Below are 23,131 nucleotides of genomic sequence, written 5' to 3'. Positions count from 1 at the left end.
ATGGCGCGTAAATCCTCCATCGATCTACTCCCCGATGAAATTCGTGACGCACTGCATGAATTGTTACGAGACCCTAAAGTCTCTCAACTCGACGCAACTTTACGCATCAACGAACTGTTAGAAGCTGAGGGTGTCGATCAAGAAGTCAGCAAATCAGCGGTTAATCGTTACAGCCAGCGTATGGATGCCATCGGCGCTAAAATGCGTCAATCGCGTCAAGTAGCTGAAATGTGGATTGGCAAACTAGGCAATCAACCCCAGGGGCAGGTAGGCAAACTCTTAAACGAGTTTACACGTACCATGGCCTTTGAAACTGCCCTGCATATGTCAGAGGGTGAAGACCCCGTACCGCCAAAGCTTCTAAAAGAGCTATCCCTATCCATTAAGCACTTAGAAGAAGCTGCCAGCGTTAACGAAAAACGTGAACGCGAGATTCGCAAATTAGCTGCAGAGGAAGCGGCAGGCATCGCAGAAACCGTTGCCAAGCAACAAGGCATGACACGCGAAGGTGTCCAGGCAATTAAAGATGAAATATTGGGTATTCGTTAATGGACCTATCCCAAGAAAATGCCATTACAGAAGCAGTCAAAAACGGTATTTACGAACTTCAGCAGTTCGACGCAAACGAAGTACTGCTTGGCTATCAAAAGCGCTGGATAGCTGATGAGTCCCCTCTAAAGATTGGCCAAAAATCACGCCGTACCGGTTTAACCTGGGCCGAAGCAGCTGACGCGTCTCTTTGCGCCGGTACAGCTAGATCAGATGGCGGTTGCAATCATTTCTATGTTGGCTCTAACAAAGAGATGGCGCGCGAGTTTATTGAGGCCGCAGCCATGTGGTCCAAGGCATTTAATAAAGCAGCAGGTGAGATACAAGAAGAAGTTTTTATCGATGATGGCCAAGACGGTAAAGAGATTCTTACCTTTGTTATCTACTTCGCCAGCGGCTTTAAGATTCAAGCGTTGTCGAGTAACCCCGCTAACCTACGAGGTATGCAGGGCAACGTAACAATCGATGAAGCCGCCTTCCATGATCGCCTAGCCGAAGTACTCAAGGCTGCACTGGCTCTTACTATGTGGGGTAGTAGAGTTCGCTTAATTAGTACCCACAACGGCGCTGAAAACTTATTTAATGAGCTGATACAAGATAGCCTAGCGGGTAAAAAAGATTACAGCATTCACACCATCACGTTAGATGATGCTTGTGCGGAAGGGCTATATAAGCGCATATGCCAAATAACCCACCAAGAATGGTCGCAAGAAGCCGAAGATAAATGGAAGTCAGATCTACTCCGTGCAACTGCTACCGAAGAAGACGCGCTAGAGGAATACTACTGCGTGCCTAAACAAGGCGGTGGTGCTTATATCAATCGCGGCCTGATCGACCGTGCCATGAGTGATGACTGTAAAATCATCGGTTTTGAAGCACCTAAAGATTTTGAAAAGCTCCCTATCTCTCAGCGTGAAGCAGACGTGGAGCAATGGCTAAAAGAAGACGTCGCACCCCATTTAGAACAGTTAAACCCAGACCTAACCCACGTATTTGGTGAAGACTTTGCGCGCAAAGGTGACCTCTCAATATTCGCTGTGGGCGCTATCCAAAAAGATACCCGTATCAAAGTGCCGTTTCACTTAGAGTTACGCAACGTTCCTTACTCTCAACAAGAACAGATTATGTTCTATGTAATCGATAACCTACCCCGCTTTATTGGTGCCGCATTTGATGCGACAGGTAACGGCGGTTCACTAGCCGAGAAAGCAGCGGATAAATACGGTACGGAGATGATAGAGCAGGTGATGCTCAATATCGCGTGGTACCGAGAGTGGATGCCCAAGTTTAAAGCCAAATTTGAAGATGACGATTTAGAAATCCCCAAAAATAATGATGTCGTCACAGATCTACGAAAAATAGTCGTCACCAAAGGTGTGCCACAAATAGAAAAAGGCTCAGGCAAAGGCGAAGATGGTAAGCAACGCCACGGGGACTGTGCTGTGGCATATGCAATGATAGTACGCGCCAGTTATATGGAAGGTGGTGAAATAGCATTCACCCCATTGCCTAATAAAGCAGACCCTTGGGGCAGTGACGACGATGACGACCTACCCTCATACGAAAAAGGAGCCTGGTAATGGCTAACTCATCCATTGTTGATATCAACGGACAACCGTTCACGCTCCCCGATCTGGAAGAACAACAAACCGAAGCGAGCGCTAAAGTTGCGCAACTACGCAATCATTACGGTGAACATCCCTCCAGTGGTTTAGCACCGGCTAAGCTCGCGGCTATTTTGCGAGAAGCCGAACAAGGGAACCTTATACGCCAATGCGAACTCGCCGAAGATATGGAAGAGAAGGACGCCCATATACAAAGTGAGTTAGGCAAACGCCGTTTGGCCATGCAAAGCGTCGACTGGAACATTGTCCCCCCACCTAACGCGAGCGCCAATGAAGTGCGCGATGCAGAGATGATCGAGGAGTTATTACGCTCAGCAACATGGTTAGACGATGCTGTATTTGACGCAGGCGACGGCATTCTAAAAGGTTTTTCTAACCAAGAACTCAAATGGGAATACGCCGATAAAACCCACTTTATTGCTGATGCGGAGTGGCGCGATCCTAGTTGGTTTCAGATAAGCCCAGACAACCGTAACCAACTAACACTACGGGATGGTAGCTATAATGGTGAGACACTGCGCCAATTTGGTTGGATCAGCCATATTGCCAAAGCTAAAAGCGGCTATTTAGCGCGCAATGGATTGGCGCGTGTATTGGCATGGCCCTTTCTATTTAAAAACTACAGTGTCCGTGACCTAGCTGAATTTTTAGAGATCTACGGTTTGCCTATGCGTTTAGGTAAATACCCTGCAGGCGCAAGCGATCGCGAGAAGCTAACACTACTTCGTGCAGTCATGAGTATTGGCCACAATGCTGGCGGTATTATCCCTAAAGGCATGGAGATTGAGTTCGAGAAAGCCGCAGACGGTGCCTCCGATCCCTTTATGGCGATGGTTAATTGGTGTGAGCGCAGCCAATCAAAAGCCATTTTAGGCGGCACACTCACAAGCCAGGCAGATGGTAAGTCCAGCACCAATGCCCTAGGCAATGTGCATAACGAAGTACGCCAAGAGATCCGCGATGCCGATTTAAAAGCACTCGCTGCAACCTTAACCCGTGATGTTATCTATCCGTTGTATGTGCTCAACGGTAAGTCATTTAGTAGCCCTCGCCGTATTCCTCGCTTAGAGTACGATCTAAACGAAGGTGAAGATCTAGCGCAATTCGTACAACCCTTAAAAGGGTTGGTAGAGGTCGGTGTCGGCATACCTGTCTCTTGGGTACATGAAAAAACCAAGATTCCTGAAGCGGTTAAGGGTGAACCGGTACTGACCTTATCAAAAGAGACTGCCCCGCCACCAAACCAAACAGCACTCGCGGCGCTCGCGGCAACGGATGGCTCTGGCGAAACAGACGAAGTAGAGCTGCTCCTAGAGAACGTACAGCAGCGAACCACTGAACACACAACCGATATATTAGATCAACTTCGCCATGCAGTGGACAGTGCAGACTCGCTAGAGCAATTACAAGAGCAACTCCTTGCTCTACAAATAGACACGGCAGACCTTGAAAAAGTAATGAGTCAAGCGCTAACCGTAGCAGCATTAGCAGGCCGCTATGAACTGCTACAGGACGCGGAATAATGCCTATCTATGGTGATAAGCCGTTCAAGCAAGCCATTGACTACTTGCAGCAAAAGATCCCATTACCCACAAACGGTTGGGCCGACGTGCATGGTAAACAGCACGACCATGCGTTTATGGTTGCCGGTGCCAATAAAACCGCAATAGTGGAGGGTTTCTCTAACGCCATACAAGCGGCCATTCAAGATGGAGAAACACTGCACGACTTCCGTAAACGTTTTGACAGCATCGTAGAAAAGCATGGTTGGGACTATAACGGCAGTCGCGGTTGGCGCTCTAAGCTTATCTACGAAACTAACATCCGTCAGGCATACAATGCAGGACGCGAGGCTCAAATGGCTGAGCCGGGCTTTCAAGAGCTGTTTCCCTATACAGAATATCGCCACTCCGGTGCTGAAAACTTCCGCCCACAACATAAAGCATGGGACCGATTGGTGCTCGCATCCGATGACCCATGGTGGGGTGCTCACAGTCCATCAAATGGCTATGGCTGCAAATGTAAGAAATTCCCTAAATCCGAACGCGCTATGAAGCGCTTAGGTAAAACCACGCCCGATACTGCTCCCGCAGATGAATACAAAGAACATCTCGATAAACTTACCGGGGAGCTTAAGCAAGTACCGCTAGGGATCGATCCCGGCTTTGAGCACACGCCTGGGCAAAGCTGGCTACGTCATAGTACGCCTCAATTTAAAGAGCAGTGGCCAGCAAATGCTAAACCAATACCCATTGGCCCTGCCGCTAAACCTGCGCTGCCTACACCAAGCATGGCCAAACAAAGCGATCTACTACCCGATGATCTACCAGAGGAAGGCTACGTTAATGCGTTCTTAAACGAATTTGGGGCAGAAGGTCCTATTGTTTATAAAGACGTACTGGGCGAACCCATGGCGATTAACGATTACCTATTCCGCTCTGCCAACGGTCAGCTCAAAGTGTCTAAAGACAAATTGCGCCACCGCTATATGCGTTTACTCGCACGTGCAATAAAAGAGCCGGACGAAATCTGGTCAATACTAGAACCCGATCATTCACGACCAGGCAAGTATCGCCTCAAGCGCCGCTACATTAAACGCTGGCAGATGGAAGAGTCCGGTCAACAAGCACATGGATTTAGTGCATTTGAATATGGGCAAGGTATATGGACAGGCAATACCATATTTACGCCTTACAGTAAGAAACAAGGTCAGCGGGTGCCAGAACGGAATGCTTACTTGGAGCGACAGCGTGAGGGGGTATTGTTGTATAGAAAGACGGATGACACCAAGCAGTAGTAAGTAGATAGTGGCTCGCTCCGCCGTGCCACCGGCCAGCAGCTCTTTGGGCGCACCTCGGAGTGCTATAGGCTGCTAGGCAGAACATGATTATAGGATAAAAAAGCAATGGCGGGAACTCAATACACAATTAACGTAAATACCGGGATTGATGATACTCAGATCCAAGTCTATTTAAAAAAGCTGCATAAGCTCTCCGGTAATATGTCCCCCGCTATGTTAGAGATATCCGAGTTTCTCCACGAGCGCAGCCGCGATCACTTTGACGAAGAGCAGGCCCCCGACGGTACGCCTTGGGCAACACTTACACCAGAGACCTTAGCCCGTAAACGTAAAAAAGGCGTACCGGTTAACCAGATCCTACACGGTGAGCACCTGCACCTACGGGATACCATCTACCCTTTTCACTCAATTGATATGGCAGGCGTAAGCACCGGACCCGGTACAAGCGCCTATGCGGCCACTCACCAGTTTGGTGATGAAGAACGAAATATAGAAGCCCGTCCCTACCTCGGCCTAAGCGCAGAGGATGAGATAGAAATAATCGAGATCATTAAGGAGCATATTGATAGAAAGGCGTAACGGCCTGTAAGGCGATCTAAGACGCTATAAGCTTTAGTTGCTATATTGGCGCGTAATAATTATGTTTAAAGGTTCTAACGCGGGTCTAACGGCTGCTAAGCATATTTTAGGACACCAAAAGTAATGAGCAATAGATCTTCAAATCCACTGGAGCATTACAGAAAAACGGTACTTCCTAAGTTACCTGATTTTTCAAAATACACCCCTTTCTTCTATAAAAACTCCACATTAGCTGCAATAAAACGAAACCGTCGTGCCTTTGAGGCGTTAAGAAAAAGCCAAGATTTACTTAACTCTAACGCACAGGCAAATATTAATATTAAAAAAATTGAAGCACTTACTAATGCAAGCAAGCAACTAGACAAACTAATACGCCAGAGCATTAAAAGCTCAGAAATATCTAGCCTCATTACTGAAATGCATGCATCTCAACGACAGCATGCATTAATGATACAAGCCTTGGATTTAAAAAATTTCCCACTCCAAGAACTCCTTGATGGAACAACCTTTAACAGCCAGATTGACCTTTCTCCCAATATAGAAACTATAGCCTCATTAGATATTGTTGAAGCTGAACAACAAGTTGAAACTGAAAACAAAGCAGGCGGAGACTTTCTTAAACTTTCGCCAGATATCCAGAAAGCCTTAATTAATTATTTTCTTCAGGTAATCCTCCCATTGTTAATCGGTATTCAAATTGGTCATCAGGGAACAGAAGAATTAAAAAGGGAACATATAAAGACTCGACAGGCGATTGAACGAAGTGCAGCAAAAACTTCCCAACAAGTGAACTCGCTTCTGCGAGACCTTTCAACATTGCAAAAAGAGTCCATCCGTAATTATCGTGTGACTACATCAGAAAGAGGGCTGCATTTGAGAGAGCTCGCGCGCAAAGATTCAGAATCAATTGTGAAGTTACCAATACGTTCTTTAATCTACATTTTGGATGACAGCGACCGTCCTTGGCTCCTAGTTGAAGCCCAGATCAATGGCCGCAACTATATAGGCTGGGTTTATAGGCGCTATACAAAAAGCATTCGCTAATGAATTCACACAAAGGATTGTTAAAAAAGATTCCATCATTCTTAAAAATATTCATTATTTGAAATAACAAGCTTTGACTACTAAAAACATCTAACCAAGGTTAAACCCACGCCCCACTTCATGCCGCTATTCTGGCGGCATGAAGACGAATCGCAATCCCTTATCTCTCGCTGTTTTATCAGCAACCACTAACGCTAATGTTGGTTTTGCCTCGCTATCTCTGGCATTTGATGGCCAAAACGATGGCTGGTGCCACCTGTTGCCTGCAGGTCACTTCAGTGCAGTTGATGGTCGTCCTTTTGATGTTCCAGGCGGTCAGTGGGTTATCAATGCAGATATTGCCTCACGTCTTATTCAATATGCCAAAAATTCCGCTAATGATCTGGTAATCGATTACGAACACCAAACATTAAACAAAGACCACAACGGCCAGCCCGCACCCGCATCGGGCTGGATTAAAGACATGGAGTGGCGGGAGGGTTCTGGTTTATGGATAAAACCGCAGTGGACCTCCCGTGCCAAAGAATTCATCAAAGGCGAGGAATACCGTTTCCTATCCGCCGTTTTCCCGTACGACCAGCACACCGGTGAGCCGCTCTACATCCACAGTGCGGCACTCACTAACCGTGCAGGCGTTGACGGGTTGCAGGACCTAGAAGCCCTCAGCGCCAACATCTTAAACCAACACCCACAGGAGACGCCTCCCATGAACAAAGCAATGCTCAAGCTGCTAGCCAAACTCGGTATCGAGCTGAACGAAGGTGAGCAGATGACAGAAGCACAGGAAGCCGCTGCGCTATCTGCCGTTGATACCGCCCTGGCAAAAGCAGATGAAGCTGACGGCCTTAAAACACAGGTTGCAGCTCTATCCGCCCAAGACAACAAACCCGATCCCGCTAAATACGTGCCTATTGCCGCTGTTCAGCAGCTGCAACATCAGGTCGCTGTTCTATCTGCACGTACCAACGCTAATGAGCTTGAGCAAACAATTAGTACCGCGCTAGAAGATGGCCGCTTATTGCCCGCGATGGAACAGTGGGCGCACGATTTAGGCAAACGCGACATGGCTGCCCTAACGGCCTATCTAGATAACGCCGTACCACTCGCCGCGCTAAGTACCCAGCAAACAAACGGTAAAGACAAACCCGATACTGATAAAAAAACAGGGGTTGCCGCGTTGTCTGCTCAAGAACTAACGGTCTGCGCAAACATGGGGATATCTGCTGAAGATTACCTAAAAAACCTTCCACAAAACCACGGTGACAAATAATGGCTGCTTTAACAAAAGATCGCCCAACTAAACGCCGCGCCCAAGGTTCACATTCGGACCCAGTGGCGGCGGGTAAAAATATTTTCTCTGGTGCCTTGGTTGTATTAAACGCAACGGATTATGCAGAACCAGCAACCGCAGCGACCGGATTGCGCGTGCGCGGTGTTGCTATACACCCCAGCAACAACAGCAATGGCGTAAATGGTGACGGCACTATTGTCACAAATACAGGTGCGCATCTCTTTAAAAATGCCGGTGATATTGATCGTTCGGATATCGGCTCAACCGCTTACATCACTGATGATCAGACCGTTACCGCTGATAGTACCGACAGCTCGGCAGTCGGTCGTATCGAAGATGTAGAAACAAACGGCGTTTGGGTCTTTATCGACTAGCACGCTTTAAATCCGCTTAATTTGGAGACCCAAAATGGACGTTAATGCTCAAAACCTCGGCATCCTAAATACAACAGTATCAACTGCATTTAACAATGCGTTTGACGCTGCAGAATCTATGTACCAAAAGGTTGCCACTGTCGTGCCTTCCAGTGCGGCAGCTAACACCTACGCGTGGCTAGGTAAATCTAACCAAATCCGTGAATGGCTAGGCCCTCGTGCTATCAACCGTTTGGAGAAGCACCAGTACACCATTCAAAACAAAAAGTTTGAAAAAACAGAAGGCATCCCTGTCGATGAGATTGAGGATGATAACTACGGTGTCTATACGCCGCTCTTTCAGCAGATGGGTGTGGATGCCGCCGAGTTTCCAGACATCCGTACCTTTGGTTTGTTAAAAACCGGCTTTAGTGAGCTGTGTTATGACAACCAAAACTTCTTTGATACTGACCATCCCGTAGGTAGTGACGGCGAAGAAGTCTCTGTCTCGAATATGCAGGCAGGCTCTGGTGAAGGTTGGTATCTACTTTGCACCAAACGCCCGATTAAGCCATTGATCTGGCAGACCCGTAAAAACTTCAACCTAGTAATGAAATCTAATCCAGAAACCTCTGACCACGTCTTTTTAAATGACGAAGTTCTTTGGGGTATCGATGGGCGTTATAACGCGGGTTTTGGTTTATGGCAGCTAGCGTTTGGCTCTAAAGCAGAATTGAACGCTGATAATTTCACCGCTGCACGTGAATCCATGTTGTCACTTAAAAATGATGCGGGTTCACCCTTAGGCATCATTCCAGACCTGCTAGTTGTTGGTCCTAACAATATGTCTAAAGCAGAAACATTGCTGGAAGCAGTTAACAACGCCAATGGTTCGACCAACACAAACTACAAAAAAGTAGAGCTGTTGATCTGCCCATGGTTGGCCTAACCCTTAAACCGTTTTAAAGGAAACCTGAGCACGGATGCTCACCTTAATTGAGAGGAAGTTATGCAATGTCTAAATATGTTATTCACGCGGCGATCATGGTTATCTGTTCGGCCCCTTCTGGATATCGCCGTGGCGGTGTTGAGCTGGAGCAAGGCCAAAATATTTTTGCAGCCGATCACTTTACTAAAGAACAGCTTCAGCAACTTGCTGAAGACCCCCGCCTTACTGTTTCTGAAAGTGAAACAGACTCAGGTTCGGATTCTACGTCGCAAGGGGCCGTGGATGCGGATCGCTTGGCAGAGCTAGTCGCTCATATTAAAGGGCTAGATACAGCTGACGCGAGCCTTTGGAAAGAAGACCAAACTCCTAAAGCCAGCGCATACCCAAAAGGCACCACCGCTGACGAACGTGACGCAGCATGGGACGCGTTTGTTAATCAGCTGGATGGTACTAAGTAATGTACTGCACCAGCCAAGATCTGACCGATCGTTTCGGTGCCGATGAGCTAATACAGCTCACCGCCGAATCGGACGGTTTTGGTAATTTCCCAGACGAAATTAACCAAATACAGGTCGACCGCGCTATCGCCGATGCAACGGCCACAATCGACAGTTACTTAGCAGCCCGTTACCCGCTGCCTCTGGCACAAGTACCACCGGTTTTAGAACGCTATGCCTGTGATATGACCCGCTACTTTCTACACGATCGTAGCCCGCTAGAGGAAGTAACTAATCGCTACAAGGATGCCATCCGCTACTTAGAGAAAGTCGCCAAAGGTGATATTTCACTCGGTATCGACAGCCAGGGCCAACGCCCTGAAACCATGGACGGTGCTGAAATGCAATCAGGCGGCAGTGTATTCAGCCGTGATGATAAAAGCTTTATCTGAGGTGCTACATGCTACAGGCCGTTGAGACCGCGCTGATCTCTGCAATTAAAAATGCTCTAGGCAATAGCGTAAAGAAAATAGAAACCCATCCAGGGCATTGGGGCGCTCAAACCATAAAACACATGGTTATGGCCGCACCGTCTGTTTTTGTTGGTTTTAGTACAGGCACACATATTGATAGCAGCCCGGATCAATTAAAGGGCCAGTGGCATGTTTATTTAGTGGGACGCGCCTTAAACGGTCAACGGGAGGTCGGCATATACCAGATGTTAGAGCGGCTACTACCCGCGTTACATGGTTTGGATTTAGGCCAAGCCGACGCGCTAGCTTTTTTGCGGGTAAAAAATCTATTCAGCTTCGCCGAAGGCAAGCAAGGCGTCTGCTGCTATGAAATGACATTTACGCTGCCGATGAACTGGCCAGATCAACAGGACGCTAGCAGCTTAGATGATTGGCTTCGCTATCAAGCAGACCATTACGATGAAAACGACTCAACCCATTTGATGGCGGCTGACACCGTCGAAATCACAGCGAGTTAACAAGGAGTAATCCATGAGCAATACGCTGAAAGTGCGCCCTAAAACAGGTGTACACGTTCGCAAAGAGGACGGCACCCTAATGCCATCGGAAGGTTGCGACGTACCTAACAACACATACTACCGCCGCCGTTTGCGTGACGGGGATTTAGTAGCTATCGAACAAAAGAAAGGTAAATCATAATGGCTATCTCATTTGATAATATCCCCGCAAGCCTGCGTACGCCCGGCGCTTATATTGAATTCAATAATGAACTCGCGGGTGCCGTTAGTGTTATGCACAAGATGGTCGCATTTGGCCAGCGCCTCACAACAGGCTCCCAAGCGGAAGGGGTGCCCGTTAGGGTAACCGACCCAAGCCAAGCCGTGGCGCTATTTGGACGCGGTTCGATGCTAGCACTGACACTGGCGGTTGCACTCAACGCAAACCCAGAAACTGAGCTATGGGCTATCGCATTAGACGATAATGCTGCAGGACAGGTAGCAACATGTACTATACAAGTCGCATCAGCACCAACCGTTGCGGGCACTATAGCGCTGTATCTAGGCGGCAAACGGCTAACAGTCGGTATTGCTCAAGGAGATGACGAAAACGCAGTAGCTGCCAGCATTAGCGCCGCTATTAATGCCGACGTAGATCTGCCTGTAACGGCCGCTGTTTCCACAGACACCGTCACCATTACCGCTCGCCATAAAGGCGAAGTATTCAATGGCTTTGATATCCGCACTAACTTTTACCAAGGCGAAGAATTACCCGCTGGCCTAATCTTAACAATCGGCACGATGAGTGGCGGCACAGGCAGCCCAGATATTAGTACCGCTATCGACGCTTTGGGTGATGAATGGTTTAACTGGATTATCAACCCCTATACCGATGTGGCTAACATGGTGGCGTTAGAAACCGAGCTAGATAGCCGCTGGGGGCCGATGCGCCAAATTGGTTGTCGCGTATTTAGCGCGTTTTCTGGCACACACTCTACGGCGGGGACATACGGCAGCGCCCGTAATAACCCACACATGTCATGTATGGCGATTAACACGAGCCCAACGCCGGTTTACGAGGTCGCAGCTATTAACGCCGCTGTTGCTGCATTCTCATTAAGCATCGACCCTGCCCGTCCGCTACAAACATTAGAACTGACCGGCATGAAAGCACCGGCAGTTGAAGACCAGTGGACACGCCAGGAACGCAATCTGCTGCTCTATGATGGCATGAGCACCTTTACCGTAGACCGTGACGGTACCTGCCGCATTGAGCGTCAGATCACCATGTACCAGACCAACGATGCCAGCCTGCCCGATGCGAGCTACCTGGATATATGCACACCAGAAACCCTAGAACGCATCAGATACGAACAGCGCTTGCTGCAGGCTCAAAAATACCCGCGGCACAAATTAGCTGACGATGGAACTAACTTTGCGGCAGGACAAGCGATTATCACGCCGAAGATCTGGCGCGGTGAGCTTCTCGCGCTCTATCTAAAAATGGAAGAGAAAGGCTGGGTTGAAGATTACGCGACCTACGACAGCCAGCTAGTCGTTGAGCGTGATGTCGACGATCGCAACCGTCTTAACTGGCGTGATACGCCTAACCTAGTTAACCAGGCACGCGTATTTGCCGGTAAACAGCAATTCATTGTGTGAGGTGAATCATGGCTAAAGCAGCAAAGAAAATAATCGTAACGTTACCAAGCCTAGGTCGTGTGGAATCAAACCCTGGCGGCTCATTTGATCCCGGTGGTGTTTCCTATGAAGGCAAGATGACGGAGTCTGGACGCACCCATTATTTGGAAAACGACAACCCCGCAATGCTCTCGTTTACCGTACCTAACTTGTCAGGTTATCTAGAGCAGTTCCGTGGATTGGTTGATGTAAACGTCAACATTCAGGATGAGCTGGGGCAAAGCTGGATCGTGACCGAAGCCTTTATCACCAATACCCCAACCGTATCGGGTGGTGATATTCCTATTGAAATGCAGGGTAATCCTGCTGAGCCCGTTTAAACCGTAATAAAACAGAGGATAGCTACGTGGAACGAATTCAAGAAGGCACCCTGCCTCACGGCTTTGAATATAAAGGCCACTTACAAACTGAATTTAAAATGCGTGAAGTTGGCAATGCAGGCGAACTCTTTGACGCAGAAATTGAAGCCGGAGGCGTAGAAAACCAGCTGGCTTTTAACGGTGCACTGATTGCTAGGCAGTTGCTCAGCATCGGTGATTGCAAAGGTCCGTTCAGTATTGAACAGATCCGCAAGATGAAACCAGCTGACTTTCAAGCGTTACGTGTTGCCCAGGGAAAGCTCAACAGCGTACAGCCAGACGCAGAAAACGAAGCGAACACGTCTGGCAGCAAGTAGCGCTGATCGCCCTAAAAACCCACTGGTCACGTGCTGAAATCCTCGCGTTACCAGTGGACGAGTTTAACTACTATTTAGAGTTATTCACCCGTGACCGATCTGACAACTAGCCTAATACTCAACCTAAAAAATTCGCAATTCACCCGTGGACTGCGAAAGTCAGGTAGTGACGTGGGCGCGTTCGCAAACAAATCAGAACGTGAGTTGCGAGGACTCCGCCACGAGTTTAAGCAATTAACGGGGGGAGTACTCGGTAGCTTTCGCAACGAGATCCTTGCGATCGGTGCAGCATGGAGCGGCTTACAGATAGCAAAAGACTCTGCGCTATTAGATAAGAATCTAACGCAGATGTCACAAACTGCCGGTGTCGCTCGTACTGAAACTAAAGCACTCCGTGCTGAGCTGTTTGAGCTACAAAAGCAGTACGGGGTAACGGTTGATAGTTCGCGGCAAGCAAACGATTCACTATTGCAGGCGGGTCTAGACTGGAGCGAAGCACTGCAAGCAACGAAGGCGATCGCGCCAGCACAAGCCGTTACGGGTGCAAGTTCTAACGTCCTTGCAGGTGGTTTATCCGTTGGTGCTGAGATATTTGGCTTTGACTTATCGCAAGTAGGTGTCGCCACCGAGATGCTCGACAAAATGACGGTGGCCGGTCGTGCTGGTAATGCAGAGCTGGAAGACCTTTCCAGTATTTTCTCTCGCGTAGGTAACAACGCGAAAACAGCCAATTTGGATTTTAGCCAGACGCTCGGGTTTATTGAGCAGCTTTCTAAAATTGAGAAGCAGCCTGAACGTTTAGCCACACTGGCTGACAGCACCCTACGTATATTTACCAACCAGAAATACCAAAACAACGTTCGCGATAAATTAGGGATTAATTTTTACGGCAAAGACGGCAACCGCCGAGATACGTTCTCCATCATTGAGGAGATATCAACTCTCTATAAAAAACAAAAAAATGATCAACAGCGTGACAACCTGATTGCAGCTGCGTTTGGTCAAACCGATATGGACACCCAGCGTGGTATGAAAGCACTACTGGGTGGCGATGCCATCGCAGGTATGCGCCAAATAACAGAAACCACTCGTAACGCTACAGGTTCTATAAAGCGTGATTTAGAAGGTGCTTTAGATAACTCAGTAGATCAAGTATCCCGACTAAAAGGAGCGCTTAGCCAAGCAGCCGACGGGTTTGCTCAACCTATCAACAACTCAGTAAATCAGCTCATTAAGTACACCTTAGATAGCAAAGAAAAAGGCGGGCTAGGTCTAGACGGTAACGATATTTTAATGGGTGGTACGGCGGCTCTCATTGCCGGAGGGTTCGCGGCTAAATACGGAGGGAAGGCATTACGCGGTTCGTTAAGTAAAGGGAGTGCAGTAGCCGGTGGTGTCGTTACGGGTAAAGCATTGGAAGAGCTAGCGGGCGTAACTCCCGTTTATGTCGTAAATATGCCCACCGGTGCGGTGCCAAGTTTGCAGCCCGGTTTTAATGTGCCAAATCCTCTTTCAGGTAAGGGGCCCCTATCCCATACGACTGTCGCTAAAGCTAAAGCAACAGCCGGTTTAATCGGTGGCACAAAACTAAGCAAACTCGGTTATTTAGGTGCAGGCGCAGTAGGCACAGCTGGCGCAGCAGCAACAGCTGCAGGCGGTATTGGCTATGGCGCTGGCACTGTTATTTATAATACGACACTCAAAGGTACTGACCTATCAGATGACATTGGCCGCGCAATAGCCAAAACCCTCGCATTCTTTGGAAATGATAACGCTCAGTCAGCACTAGACGCTGAAAACCGATCTCAAGCTTTACTCAAGGTTGAGCTAAGCGAAGATTTAAAAGCTAAAGTTGTTCAGTCTGAAAATATGGACGTAGACGCCTACGGCGGCTCAATGGTGGCTCCATGAGTTGGCGCGAGCGTTTACAGCCGGGCAGTATCGGCAATTTAACCTTTCACACTGAACAAGCTGCAGGGTCAGGCGGCCGTCGCTTAGTAGTGCATGAATACCCACTTCAAGACGTGCATTATGTTGAAGATATGGGGCCGTCTGCTGGCTCGCAACGCCTAACAATTTTCCTTATTGGAACCGATTATGATCTGGCCCGTGATGATCTCATTCAGCTATTAGAAAGCGAGGGGCCCCATACACTAATCCATCCGTACTTAGGTACGCTGCGTGTTCATATTAATAATTATGAGTGGGCTATAACGACACGCCAAGGCGGCTATGTTCAATTCAACGTTGATTACGTATTAGACGGCAAACGCAAATTCCCACTGTCTGGAAATGCTAACGCGCAGCAGCTGCAAAGCGCATGCGATAACTGTCTAGAAATAGCAACAAACACCTATACAGAGCGGTTTAGCGTAACAAGCCAGCCAGCATTTGTACAAGATGCGGCACTAACTCAAATGACCAGCGCCCTAGCGGCTATGCAGGATCTGAGCAGTCAATTTGGGTCACTACTTGATGCCGACCCATTAACTGAAACCTTTGACTTATTCAATAATGATCTATCAAGCCTGCTAGGCCAGCCAGCAACACTAGCCAGCCAAGTTACCTCTTTGATCGCTTCATTGATGGGAAATAGTTCAAGCACAACTACCGCTGTAAACGGCTACAACGTACTTACAAACAGTATTGCAAGCACGGATATCATTCAGACTACAACCCCAGCACGCGCACAGCAGGCACAAAACCAAACGGCAACCCAACAACTATTAACCACCGCTACCACCGTTGAAACTGCCCGCTTAATCGCCAATGAAAGTGCACCCTTTGTCACCTATGACGATGCGATCGCAACCCGTGATCAACTCCTAGAGCAGATCGACGGGCTAATAGAAAATGGCAGCGATACCGAGTACTCCCCTCTGGTTGATCTACAAACCGCACTAATGAAACGTGTTGATGACGTTGCTCCTGGGCTGCAGCGTGTAGATCAGATTCAGTTGCAACAATCCGTTCCCGCGCTTGTTTTGGCACATACGTTATATGGCGACGCAAACAAAGCCGATGAGCTTATAAGTCGTAATAACATTAAAAACCCATCGTTTATGCCTGCTGGCACTGACCTAGAGGTGCTTTTATGAGCGATCAACTCGTCATGATTATCGACGGCATGCCGCACACGGGTTGGAAGGAAGCATCTATCGCCCGTTCTATCGAGCGTGGCCCTCATAACTTTAGTTTACAACTAAGTGAAATATGGAACACTGAAAAGCAAGTAAACCGCCGAGCGATCGAGCAAGGCATGAGCCTGCAGGCTTATCTCAATGATGACCTTTTCATGTCAGGTTATATCAACGAACTCGCCCCAAGTTACGATGCAAATAACCACACAATATCTATACGCGGCAGTAGTCGTTTAGGCGATCTTGTTGATTGCTCTACCACAGGAAAGGCTTTCGCTGGCCAAAGCCTATTGCAGATCAGCCAATCTCTGTGCGCACCTTTTGGCATTACCGTACATGTTGATGCAAGTGCCAAAAAAGCCGCCAATCAAATATTTAATAAATCTAAGCGCCTTGATCTTGGGGAGCCCATTTGGGAGTTTCTAGAAGAGTTAGCCAGAGTGCGCGCGGTTTTACTTACCTCTAATGCTAATGGCGACTTAATCATCACCCGTGCGGGTACAGGCTATGCCGATGTTGCTCTAGCCTTGGGGCAGAATATTAAAACAGCCAGTGGAAATTTTAGCGGGCGAGAGCTGTTCAGCCAGTATACGGTCTCAGGTCAGCAATCCAATGAACCATCAGTAAAGCTCGAAAGCGTGGATACTGTGCTTCCTATCGCGACAGTCAACGGATCTGGGCGCTACCGCCCGTTTGCTGTGGCAGCGGATGACGATATGGATGTCGCCGGTTGTAAAACACGTGCTGAGTGGCAGCGTAACGTTAATCAGGGCCGCAGTGAAAGTGTTGTTTACACGGTGACTGGGTGGCGACAAACACCAGACGGTCGAATCTGGGCTCCGAACGAACGCGTAATCGTCAGTGATCCATACCAAGGGCTCCTCAATGCAGAACGCTTAATCGTTGAAACTCGATTAATGCTGAATGAGCGCGGCAGAAATACAGAGCTACGGGTTATGCCAAAAAACGCATTCGATCTAATACCCGAAGTGGAGAGTGCGGCTTCGGAGGGCTTTATACGATGAGCATGGTAACCGAGTTGCGTCGTACTATGCGAAAAATTCGCCGCATTAACCAGCGTGGCTTAGTCCGCAGGGCATCCTATGCGAACAACACCCGCTTTTTACAAATGCAAGTTGAAGGTGGGCAACCTCTCGATAATTTGGAGCACTTGGAACCCTTTGGCTTTACCAGCCATCCCGTGGCGGGCGCGGAAGGTCTCGTTTTAGCGTTTAACGGAAACGGCTCTCATTCAGTGGTGTTTTGCGTTGGTGACCGTCGTTATCGCATGCAAGTTGAAGAAGGTGAAGTCGCTATCTACAACCGCCACGGTGACAAGGTACATATTAAAGACAACCGTGAAATTGATGTGACCGCTGCTGTGAAAGCCAATTTCAACACACCGGAAGTGAGCTGTAGCGGCATCGTCAAAGCTGAAGATTTCATCACCCATGATGGCGTATCTGTAAACAATCACGACCATACAGGTGATTCCGGCGGCACAACAAGTAAGGCAAACCCATCATGAATTTATTAACCCTTAGCTATAACAACGACTCCAAAAGAATCGACCTTCAAAGTAAGCGATCGTCTTTTCTAACGTGGTTAGAAAATGCAGTCGTTATTAGCTTATTTACCGATGCACGATGCGAGCTTGATGAACTCCCTCAGGGCGAAACAGATCAGCGCGGCTATTGGGGTGATATTGACCTACCTGAAAGTGAAAGCTTAGGTAGCAAACTTTGGACGCTGAAGCGTGAAAAAGTCATCCCAAAAACCATCAATCGCGCCCGAGACTACGCGACGGAAGCTCTGCAATGGTTGCTAGAAGATGACTATTTACAAAGCATTAAAGTCGAAAGCAGCCGAGGAGACACCTATCGTATCGACCTCCTTATTCAATGCAAATTGAAAGATGGAAGCTGGGTAAAGCTCTACCACGATTACTTAATAGGAGCATCCAATTAATGCCATTTATTAGAAAGTCGCTTAAAACGTTGCGGGAACAGGTAAGTACGGACATCGAGCGCCACAGTGGCGAAAGCGCCAGTGCCCGTGGAGATACATACTACCCGTTAGCGCAAGCCGTTGCGGGCGTAGCTTATGGTTTACACGGCCACCTTCAATACAACGTTGAGCAACTCTTTGATGATAGTGCTGATGACGAGAATCTACTCCGGCGTGCCGCAGAAATGGGGATCTATCGAATCGGCGCATATAGGGCATCCGGCACCGCAACCATTACAGGTAACGAAGGTGCTACCGTAAGCATTGAAACACTGCTCCAGGATGATAATCAGCAGCTATACCGTGTGACGACTGAAACAACCATTGTAAGCGGAACCGCTACATTACAACTAACCGCCGTTGATGCAGGAGCAGCTGGAAACCTAACGGCTGGCGTTACACTGCGACTGGTTAATTCAGTGTTAGATATCGATAGCACTGCAACGGTTATAGAGATAACCGGTGGTGCGGATATGGAATCTATCGATCGTGTTGCTGAACGTTTAAGTGAGCGTCGTAAAAATCCGCCAATGGGAGGTAGCGATAACGATTATATCGCGTGGGCCAAGGCTGCCCATGTAGATGTGACACGTGCATGGTGCTATTCAAACACACCCTATATTGGAGCGGTTACCGTTCGTTTTGTGACTGACAACCTCAGCACCCCCATCCCGACTCAAACTCATATTGATACCGTAACCGATTATACAGACGCAGTGCGCCCCGCAGGCATGCGAGGGTTTACAGTCGGCACGCTGGTAGCAAAACCTCTTGCCATTACCTTTACCCGTTTAACCCCTAACACTACGGCAACAAAAGCAGCGATCCGAGCGGAGTTAACAGACCTTATAAAGCGCGAAGGCCAGCCCGGCGGCACCTTACTCCTCAGCCAAATAAACGAGGCCATATCGCTAGCAACAGGTGAAACAGATCACCGCATAGACCTAACTGATGACTTCACTTGTTTTGCATGGCAGTTCCCAGTGCTAGGGGTAACAACATGGCCGTAAAAACAGCGGAGGAATATCGTAATGCCTTGTTAGCGCTGCTGCCAAAAGGCGACGCATGGCCAATCGATAGAGATAGCCATATAGCAAAACTAATGAGCGGTATCGCTGAAGAGTTCGCCCGTATAGACGCACGTGCATATGCAGTTATCCGAGAATCTCATCCCTCAACCGCGTTTGAGCTATTTAAAGAATGGGAAAAAATGTATGGCTTACCTAATAGCTGCAGCGGAGACGACCCATCATTCCAAGAGCGCCGCCAAGCGCTCGTGCAAGCATACAGAGCTAACGGTGGTCAAAGTCGCCAGTTCTTTATCACGTTGGCTGCCCTGTTAGGTTTCACCATCACGATTACCGAATACAAAGAACGCAGAATGGGCGACCTTTTTGGAGAGACTTACGGCGATATTGAATGGAATTACGTTTGGCAAGTAAACGCCGCATTAAATAATTACGCAGAGCGATTAATGGGCGAGCCCTACGGCGAGTACTACCGCACATGGGGAAATCAACGCCTTGAATGCGTATTCAACCGACTGGTGCACGCACACCGCCACATAATTTTTAGTTATACGTGATTTAAAAACAGGAGAGAGTTATGGACTACCCATCAGACCCAGCCGCACGACTAGACCCGAGTACCGGTAAATTTACCGACGGCAACCCCGCAACTGATCTACCCACGAGTCGTGACTCTGCCGATTATCAAAACATGGTATTCGACTCATTAATCAATTTGATCGAAGGCGCAGGCTTAACGCCTGACGAAGAGGACCTGACGCTGGTTTTGCAAGCCGTAACAAGTCTTGCTGGGGGTCGCCGATTGGGAGAGCCATTCTGGCATATAGGCGAAACACCGCCTAATGGCGCAATGGAATATGCAGAGCAAATTTTGAACCGTTCAGAATACCCTGAACTCTGGAGTTATATTAGCGACCCGGTGAACGGCATGAAGCTAATAACTCAAGCCGAAGCCGCCAGCCGTCCGGGCTGCTGGCATACAGGGGACGGCTCGACAACATTTGGAGCACCTGTATTTTTTAGCGACTTCATCCGTGTATGGGACAGTACGGGGTTAATCGATACTGGGCGTGTATTGGGTAGTTTTCAAACGGATGAGCTGAAATCACACAATCACTCACTAGGCCTGAGAAAATCTAATAACAGCTATGATTCTGGTAGTGGTAACGGGCCAATGACCGGCAGCTCATTAAATTCAGGTGACACTGGCGGCACCGAAACCCGCCCCCGCAATACAGCTCTAATGCTTTGCTTCTGGTATCAGTGAGGAAAAAACAATGCCTATACAACATCATTTTGACCCAATTTCTCGTCTATACACTCGTTCGTCAGAGCAAATGATTAATCCTCGTAACCCTGAGACTTTTTTGCCTATAGCTTTTGCTACTCAAGACCCTCTACCTGAATTGCAAGTAGATCAAGCAGCTCAACGTAATAATGATGATACTGCATGGTTAGTTGTTGAAGATCACCGTGGCGCTCTCTGGAATATAGCTACAAAAGAGCAAGTCGAGCACCGCGAAACAGGCCCAATCCCCGATGGTTATACAAGTTTAGAACCCAGTGAATTTGACGAGTGGGACGGAAGTGCATGGGTCACCAATAACACCGAGTTAATCAAGACAGCTCGGCTCAAAAAAGCCTCAGAAATAAAGTCTAGCTTTAGTCAATCCATCGCAACGGCAGTAGCCGCCAACGCAACAACCTGGAACGGTGGCATGGACTCAGCTTTAGCTCTAGATGGCGCGGTACGCATTGCAGAACAACTAGGTGCAACAACCGTCACCCTGTTCGACTCAAATAATGACGAACACGTTGTCGACATAGCCACAGGCAAAGCAATCACAGCAGCTGTAGGCGTCGACTATCAAACAAAATTCGCACAAAAGCAGCAGCTCATGCGCGCTATAGCTAGCGCATCCACTGAAGCAGAGATTGCCGCGATAACGTGGAGCTAATCATGTCTAAAACAATCGAAATCGAACTTGACGACAACTATAAAGTTATAGCTGACAGTGCAGAGCACAGCACCGCGACAATACAAGTCCGTGAATCTAACTCTGCAGAAGTAATCATCGATGAACGTACCGATGCAGCACGTATAGCTGCAGAAGATGACATCGGCATTATATACGCCCCATTGGAACGCGCCCAATTTAGCGGATGGACCGGAGAAATTCGCGCACGATGCCCACACGGGGAAAAATCAACAAAAATAGCGGTAATTTTGTCATGAGCATAGGTCACGAAGTTGGCGTAATTAAGCTGCCAGATATGGCGGCTGGTCATTGCCTTCTGAATTCGGATTCATTGGGAGAAGAGCCTCTAGATGTAAGTAGATTTACAGAATCTGCAATAAAAATACTCAATCGAAACTCTCCAGGAGCTAGAGCCACTGTAGTTGATGGTACAAGCGATATTACTGTCACTATCTATGACGGAGACAGCACTATCAACGGAACGGCGTTAGCTGGAGGCGGTGAGATTGATGAAAGAGACGTCCCGTTTGGATACTCTTGTCCGATACGCGGCAGATGGATCATTACTGAGCCACAAGACCCGGTCAGCCTTGATCCTAGCATTAACTTTGCGAATGGCATGTCTAACATGTTCATTTTCGAAGGACAGATATTTGAGTTCAAAGGTGCAGGGTTGAGCCCTGGCTCGTTCGCGATGCGCTGGTCTGAAGATAACGGGGTAACGTGGAAAGAAGTCTACCAAGGCAGCAGCGATCAGGATCATTGGTATCAATTCGATTTCGGCAGCGTTGGCACTAGAATAGTCGAGGTTATTGGATGTGACCAAACACTCTCAATCAACGGATACAACTTTGATACAGGATCTTCTATACCATTAGCATACGAAGATCCTGAGTTACCTATGGTAACTATGTTCGGTGACAGCTATGTATTTGGTCAGAACGCAGATGCATACGACAACACATCAGGCGATGGCACTAACCAGAATGATCAGAACGCTATCAACGGCACGTGCCGAAAGCTTGGCGAGTACCTAGGATGCTTGCAAGTGCGAAATCATGGCTTACGTGGCAACAGATTTTCGGATAGGCAGGCTAATAGATCTAGCTACGCGGATAGAATTAGCGGCGGTGTGTACTCAGAGCATGCAGAAGCATTGGTCGATATTGACTCAGGTACAGTAGAGAGGGATTTATTCATTATACCGTCAACTGTTAATGATGACGGGCCTGGCAATGATGGATTTCGCAAAGATGGAGCTGAGTTGGCATTCCGTCGGTTACGACAACTACAACCAAATTGCATGATCATGTTTCCGATTGGTGCGCGCGCTCCGCAGAGGAATGAAAACGAAACTTGGCTAGATGATTATAAGGAAGGATTTAAAGCTGTCTTTGGAGAAACCGAAAGCGAGTGGATAGAGAATGGAGCATATCTACACGATGGGTCGAGGAGAGATGGTGAGAACTGGACACCATCTGGTGCTGAAGGTTCAAGCGTATACTTTGGAGAGCTTGGATTTGACACAGGCCATCCTACTATCCTTGGTCACGATCTTATAGCCCAGAAGTATTCCGAAGGTGCTATACACATGGCTAAAGAGATCGTTAAATCAGCAGCCGCTAAAGGTTTTGGTACAGAGTTATTTAACGATAATTGGACTCAAGTAGGATCTTCTTGGACTGATAATGGAAACGGAACATATACAGCAAATGGGGGTAATAACTCCTCTTTAGCGCTAAATATTACTGAAATTACGCCGGGCAAGGCGTTCGTTGTACGACTCGCTGTTTCAAATATTTCTGGTGAATTAAGAATTCGGCTCGGCGGTGGTACCAACCAATCTATAACTGCTGATGGTAACTATGCATTTGTGTTAGACGATAACGAGTTCGGCGGGCTAATTATCCAAGCGCTGTCTATTACCTCATGCACTATCAGTAACGTTAGCTGTGTAAGTTTTACTTAAGAAAAAAACAGAAAAAAGTAGGAGAAAGCGACTC

At 48.0% G+C, this 23,131-nt stretch carries 27 protein-coding genes; all 27 read left to right on the top strand.

Going from position 1 to position 23,131, the window contains the following annotated elements; translation table 11 throughout:
• The 27 genes from ACOQOE_RS06110 (at position 1) to ACOQOE_RS05980 (ending at position 23,097) form a co-directional block, all read left to right on the top strand.
• Positions 1–549: a DUF3486 family protein gene (locus ACOQOE_RS06110; protein ID WP_420555193.1), complete on the top strand. Its 549-nt coding sequence runs from the start codon at positions 1–3 to the stop codon at positions 547–549.
• Complete coding sequence (locus tag ACOQOE_RS06105) at positions 549–2,129, top strand: terminase large subunit domain-containing protein (protein ID WP_420555192.1); 1,581 nt, start codon at positions 549–551, stop codon at positions 2,127–2,129. Before ACOQOE_RS06110 ends, ACOQOE_RS06105 begins: the two co-directional genes overlap by 1 nt.
• Positions 2,129–3,697, top strand: a complete 1,569-nt coding sequence (locus ACOQOE_RS06100) for a DUF935 domain-containing protein (RefSeq protein WP_420555191.1) — start codon at positions 2,129–2,131, stop codon at positions 3,695–3,697. Before ACOQOE_RS06105 ends, ACOQOE_RS06100 begins: the two co-directional genes overlap by 1 nt.
• Positions 3,697–4,971, top strand: a complete 1,275-nt coding sequence (locus ACOQOE_RS06095; protein ID WP_420555190.1) for a PBECR2 nuclease fold domain-containing protein — start codon at positions 3,697–3,699, stop codon at positions 4,969–4,971. Before ACOQOE_RS06100 ends, ACOQOE_RS06095 begins: the two co-directional genes overlap by 1 nt.
• Before the next feature lie 108 nt (positions 4,972–5,079).
• Positions 5,080–5,553, top strand: a complete 474-nt coding sequence (locus ACOQOE_RS06090) for a phage virion morphogenesis protein (protein ID WP_420555189.1) — start codon at positions 5,080–5,082, stop codon at positions 5,551–5,553.
• A 123-nt stretch (positions 5,554–5,676) separates the two neighbouring features.
• Positions 5,677–6,597: a hypothetical protein gene (locus tag ACOQOE_RS06085; protein ID WP_420555188.1), complete on the top strand. Its 921-nt coding sequence runs from the start codon at positions 5,677–5,679 to the stop codon at positions 6,595–6,597.
• A 139-nt stretch (positions 6,598–6,736) separates the two neighbouring features.
• On the top strand, positions 6,737–7,867 hold the full coding sequence (locus ACOQOE_RS06080; protein WP_420555187.1) for a phage protease: 1,131 nt from the start codon (positions 6,737–6,739) through the stop codon (positions 7,865–7,867).
• Complete coding sequence (locus ACOQOE_RS06075) at positions 7,867–8,262, top strand: hypothetical protein (protein WP_420555186.1); 396 nt, start codon at positions 7,867–7,869, stop codon at positions 8,260–8,262. The genes ACOQOE_RS06080 and ACOQOE_RS06075 overlap by 1 nt, the downstream gene beginning before the upstream one ends.
• A gap of 34 nt (positions 8,263–8,296) precedes the next feature.
• Positions 8,297–9,190 (top strand): Mu-like prophage major head subunit gpT family protein, encoded by an 894-nt coding sequence (locus ACOQOE_RS06070; RefSeq protein WP_420555185.1) that lies wholly within the window; start codon positions 8,297–8,299, stop codon positions 9,188–9,190.
• A gap of 65 nt (positions 9,191–9,255) precedes the next feature.
• The gene (locus tag ACOQOE_RS06065) at positions 9,256–9,648 is read left to right on the top strand and encodes an HI1506-related protein (protein ID WP_420555184.1); all 393 of its coding nucleotides are present in this window, start codon (positions 9,256–9,258) and stop codon (positions 9,646–9,648) included.
• Complete coding sequence (locus ACOQOE_RS06060; RefSeq protein WP_420555183.1) at positions 9,648–10,079, top strand: gp436 family protein; 432 nt, start codon at positions 9,648–9,650, stop codon at positions 10,077–10,079. The genes ACOQOE_RS06065 and ACOQOE_RS06060 overlap by 1 nt, the downstream gene beginning before the upstream one ends.
• Before the next feature lie 8 nt (positions 10,080–10,087).
• The gene (locus ACOQOE_RS06055; protein ID WP_420555182.1) at positions 10,088–10,618 is read left to right on the top strand and encodes a phage protein Gp37; all 531 of its coding nucleotides are present in this window, start codon (positions 10,088–10,090) and stop codon (positions 10,616–10,618) included.
• A gap of 13 nt (positions 10,619–10,631) precedes the next feature.
• The gene (locus ACOQOE_RS06050) at positions 10,632–10,799 is read left to right on the top strand and encodes a DUF2635 domain-containing protein (protein ID WP_420555181.1); all 168 of its coding nucleotides are present in this window, start codon (positions 10,632–10,634) and stop codon (positions 10,797–10,799) included.
• Positions 10,799–12,259 (top strand): phage tail sheath subtilisin-like domain-containing protein, encoded by a 1,461-nt coding sequence (locus tag ACOQOE_RS06045; RefSeq protein WP_420555180.1) that lies wholly within the window; start codon positions 10,799–10,801, stop codon positions 12,257–12,259. Before ACOQOE_RS06050 ends, ACOQOE_RS06045 begins: the two co-directional genes overlap by 1 nt.
• Before the next feature lie 8 nt (positions 12,260–12,267).
• Positions 12,268–12,618, top strand: coding sequence for a phage tail tube protein (locus tag ACOQOE_RS06040; RefSeq protein ID WP_420555179.1), 351 nt, complete (start codon positions 12,268–12,270; stop codon positions 12,616–12,618).
• Between the two features lie 26 nt (positions 12,619–12,644).
• Complete coding sequence (locus ACOQOE_RS06035) at positions 12,645–12,974, top strand: hypothetical protein (protein ID WP_420555178.1); 330 nt, start codon at positions 12,645–12,647, stop codon at positions 12,972–12,974.
• A gap of 171 nt (positions 12,975–13,145) precedes the next feature.
• Positions 13,146–14,885 carry a phage tail tape measure protein gene (locus ACOQOE_RS06030; RefSeq protein WP_420555177.1) on the top strand — a complete coding sequence of 580 codons (1,740 nt, stop codon included), beginning with the start codon at positions 13,146–13,148 and terminating at the stop codon, positions 14,883–14,885.
• Positions 14,882–16,072: a DNA circularization protein gene (locus ACOQOE_RS06025; protein WP_420555176.1), complete on the top strand. Its 1,191-nt coding sequence runs from the start codon at positions 14,882–14,884 to the stop codon at positions 16,070–16,072. Before ACOQOE_RS06030 ends, ACOQOE_RS06025 begins: the two co-directional genes overlap by 4 nt.
• Positions 16,069–17,139: a phage baseplate assembly protein gene (locus ACOQOE_RS06020; RefSeq protein ID WP_420555175.1), complete on the top strand. Its 1,071-nt coding sequence runs from the start codon at positions 16,069–16,071 to the stop codon at positions 17,137–17,139. The genes ACOQOE_RS06025 and ACOQOE_RS06020 overlap by 4 nt, the downstream gene beginning before the upstream one ends.
• Positions 17,136–17,642, top strand: coding sequence for a phage baseplate assembly protein domain-containing protein (locus ACOQOE_RS06015; protein ID WP_420555174.1), 507 nt, complete (start codon positions 17,136–17,138; stop codon positions 17,640–17,642). Before ACOQOE_RS06020 ends, ACOQOE_RS06015 begins: the two co-directional genes overlap by 4 nt.
• Positions 17,639–18,082: a phage GP46 family protein gene (locus ACOQOE_RS06010; protein WP_420555173.1), complete on the top strand. Its 444-nt coding sequence runs from the start codon at positions 17,639–17,641 to the stop codon at positions 18,080–18,082. Before ACOQOE_RS06015 ends, ACOQOE_RS06010 begins: the two co-directional genes overlap by 4 nt.
• Positions 18,082–19,131 (top strand): baseplate J/gp47 family protein, encoded by a 1,050-nt coding sequence (locus tag ACOQOE_RS06005; protein WP_420555172.1) that lies wholly within the window; start codon positions 18,082–18,084, stop codon positions 19,129–19,131. The genes ACOQOE_RS06010 and ACOQOE_RS06005 overlap by 1 nt, the downstream gene beginning before the upstream one ends.
• Positions 19,122–19,706, top strand: a complete 585-nt coding sequence (locus ACOQOE_RS06000) for a YmfQ family protein (protein WP_420555171.1) — start codon at positions 19,122–19,124, stop codon at positions 19,704–19,706. The genes ACOQOE_RS06005 and ACOQOE_RS06000 overlap by 10 nt, the downstream gene beginning before the upstream one ends.
• Before the next feature lie 20 nt (positions 19,707–19,726).
• Positions 19,727–20,416 carry a hypothetical protein gene (locus ACOQOE_RS05995; protein WP_420555170.1) on the top strand — a complete coding sequence of 230 codons (690 nt, stop codon included), beginning with the start codon at positions 19,727–19,729 and terminating at the stop codon, positions 20,414–20,416.
• A gap of 10 nt (positions 20,417–20,426) precedes the next feature.
• Positions 20,427–21,107 carry a hypothetical protein gene (locus tag ACOQOE_RS05990; protein ID WP_420555169.1) on the top strand — a complete coding sequence of 227 codons (681 nt, stop codon included), beginning with the start codon at positions 20,427–20,429 and terminating at the stop codon, positions 21,105–21,107.
• A 2-nt stretch (positions 21,108–21,109) separates the two neighbouring features.
• Positions 21,110–21,385 carry a hypothetical protein gene (locus ACOQOE_RS05985; protein ID WP_420555168.1) on the top strand — a complete coding sequence of 92 codons (276 nt, stop codon included), beginning with the start codon at positions 21,110–21,112 and terminating at the stop codon, positions 21,383–21,385.
• Entirely contained in the window at positions 21,382–23,097 is a 1,716-nt protein-coding gene (locus tag ACOQOE_RS05980; protein WP_420555167.1) for a hypothetical protein, read from the top strand. The genes ACOQOE_RS05985 and ACOQOE_RS05980 overlap by 4 nt, the downstream gene beginning before the upstream one ends.
• Positions 23,098–23,131: the final 34 nt, after the last annotated feature.

This window comes from Neptuniibacter marinus (assembly GCF_965223595.1).
In the GTDB taxonomy this organism is placed as follows: Bacteria; Pseudomonadota; Gammaproteobacteria; order Pseudomonadales; family Balneatricaceae; genus Neptuniibacter; species Neptuniibacter marinus.
The sequence above is the reverse complement of the archived record's forward strand: the minus strand, read 5'-3'. Positions and strand labels throughout refer to the sequence as shown.

Bases quoted from the DNA above. Each gene is read 5' to 3' on its own strand.
- ACOQOE_RS06110 (WP_420555193.1), top strand. From the start codon at position 1: ATGGCGCGTAAATCCTCCATCGATCTACTCCCCGATGAAATTCGTGAC.
- ACOQOE_RS06105 (WP_420555192.1), top strand. From the start codon at position 549: ATGGACCTATCCCAAGAAAATGCCATTACAGAAGCAGTCAAAAACGGT.
- ACOQOE_RS06100 (WP_420555191.1), top strand. From the start codon at position 2,129: ATGGCTAACTCATCCATTGTTGATATCAACGGACAACCGTTCACGCTC.
- ACOQOE_RS06095 (WP_420555190.1), top strand. From the start codon at position 3,697: ATGCCTATCTATGGTGATAAGCCGTTCAAGCAAGCCATTGACTACTTG.
- ACOQOE_RS06090 (WP_420555189.1), top strand. From the start codon at position 5,080: ATGGCGGGAACTCAATACACAATTAACGTAAATACCGGGATTGATGAT.
- ACOQOE_RS06085 (WP_420555188.1), top strand. From the start codon at position 5,677: ATGAGCAATAGATCTTCAAATCCACTGGAGCATTACAGAAAAACGGTA.
- ACOQOE_RS06080 (WP_420555187.1), top strand. From the start codon at position 6,737: ATGAAGACGAATCGCAATCCCTTATCTCTCGCTGTTTTATCAGCAACC.
- ACOQOE_RS06075 (WP_420555186.1), top strand. From the start codon at position 7,867: ATGGCTGCTTTAACAAAAGATCGCCCAACTAAACGCCGCGCCCAAGGT.
- ACOQOE_RS06070 (WP_420555185.1), top strand. From the start codon at position 8,297: ATGGACGTTAATGCTCAAAACCTCGGCATCCTAAATACAACAGTATCA.
- ACOQOE_RS06065 (WP_420555184.1), top strand. From the start codon at position 9,256: ATGTCTAAATATGTTATTCACGCGGCGATCATGGTTATCTGTTCGGCC.
- ACOQOE_RS06060 (WP_420555183.1), top strand. From the start codon at position 9,648: ATGTACTGCACCAGCCAAGATCTGACCGATCGTTTCGGTGCCGATGAG.
- ACOQOE_RS06055 (WP_420555182.1), top strand. From the start codon at position 10,088: ATGCTACAGGCCGTTGAGACCGCGCTGATCTCTGCAATTAAAAATGCT.
- ACOQOE_RS06050 (WP_420555181.1), top strand. From the start codon at position 10,632: ATGAGCAATACGCTGAAAGTGCGCCCTAAAACAGGTGTACACGTTCGC.
- ACOQOE_RS06045 (WP_420555180.1), top strand. From the start codon at position 10,799: ATGGCTATCTCATTTGATAATATCCCCGCAAGCCTGCGTACGCCCGGC.
- ACOQOE_RS06040 (WP_420555179.1), top strand. From the start codon at position 12,268: ATGGCTAAAGCAGCAAAGAAAATAATCGTAACGTTACCAAGCCTAGGT.
- ACOQOE_RS06025 (WP_420555176.1), top strand. From the start codon at position 14,882: ATGAGTTGGCGCGAGCGTTTACAGCCGGGCAGTATCGGCAATTTAACC.
- ACOQOE_RS06020 (WP_420555175.1), top strand. From the start codon at position 16,069: ATGAGCGATCAACTCGTCATGATTATCGACGGCATGCCGCACACGGGT.
- ACOQOE_RS06015 (WP_420555174.1), top strand. From the start codon at position 17,136: ATGAGCATGGTAACCGAGTTGCGTCGTACTATGCGAAAAATTCGCCGC.
- ACOQOE_RS06010 (WP_420555173.1), top strand. From the start codon at position 17,639: ATGAATTTATTAACCCTTAGCTATAACAACGACTCCAAAAGAATCGAC.
- ACOQOE_RS06005 (WP_420555172.1), top strand. From the start codon at position 18,082: ATGCCATTTATTAGAAAGTCGCTTAAAACGTTGCGGGAACAGGTAAGT.
- ACOQOE_RS06000 (WP_420555171.1), top strand. From the start codon at position 19,122: ATGGCCGTAAAAACAGCGGAGGAATATCGTAATGCCTTGTTAGCGCTG.
- ACOQOE_RS05995 (WP_420555170.1), top strand. From the start codon at position 19,727: ATGGACTACCCATCAGACCCAGCCGCACGACTAGACCCGAGTACCGGT.
- ACOQOE_RS05990 (WP_420555169.1), top strand. From the start codon at position 20,427: ATGCCTATACAACATCATTTTGACCCAATTTCTCGTCTATACACTCGT.
- ACOQOE_RS05985 (WP_420555168.1), top strand. From the start codon at position 21,110: ATGTCTAAAACAATCGAAATCGAACTTGACGACAACTATAAAGTTATA.
- ACOQOE_RS05980 (WP_420555167.1), top strand. From the start codon at position 21,382: ATGAGCATAGGTCACGAAGTTGGCGTAATTAAGCTGCCAGATATGGCG.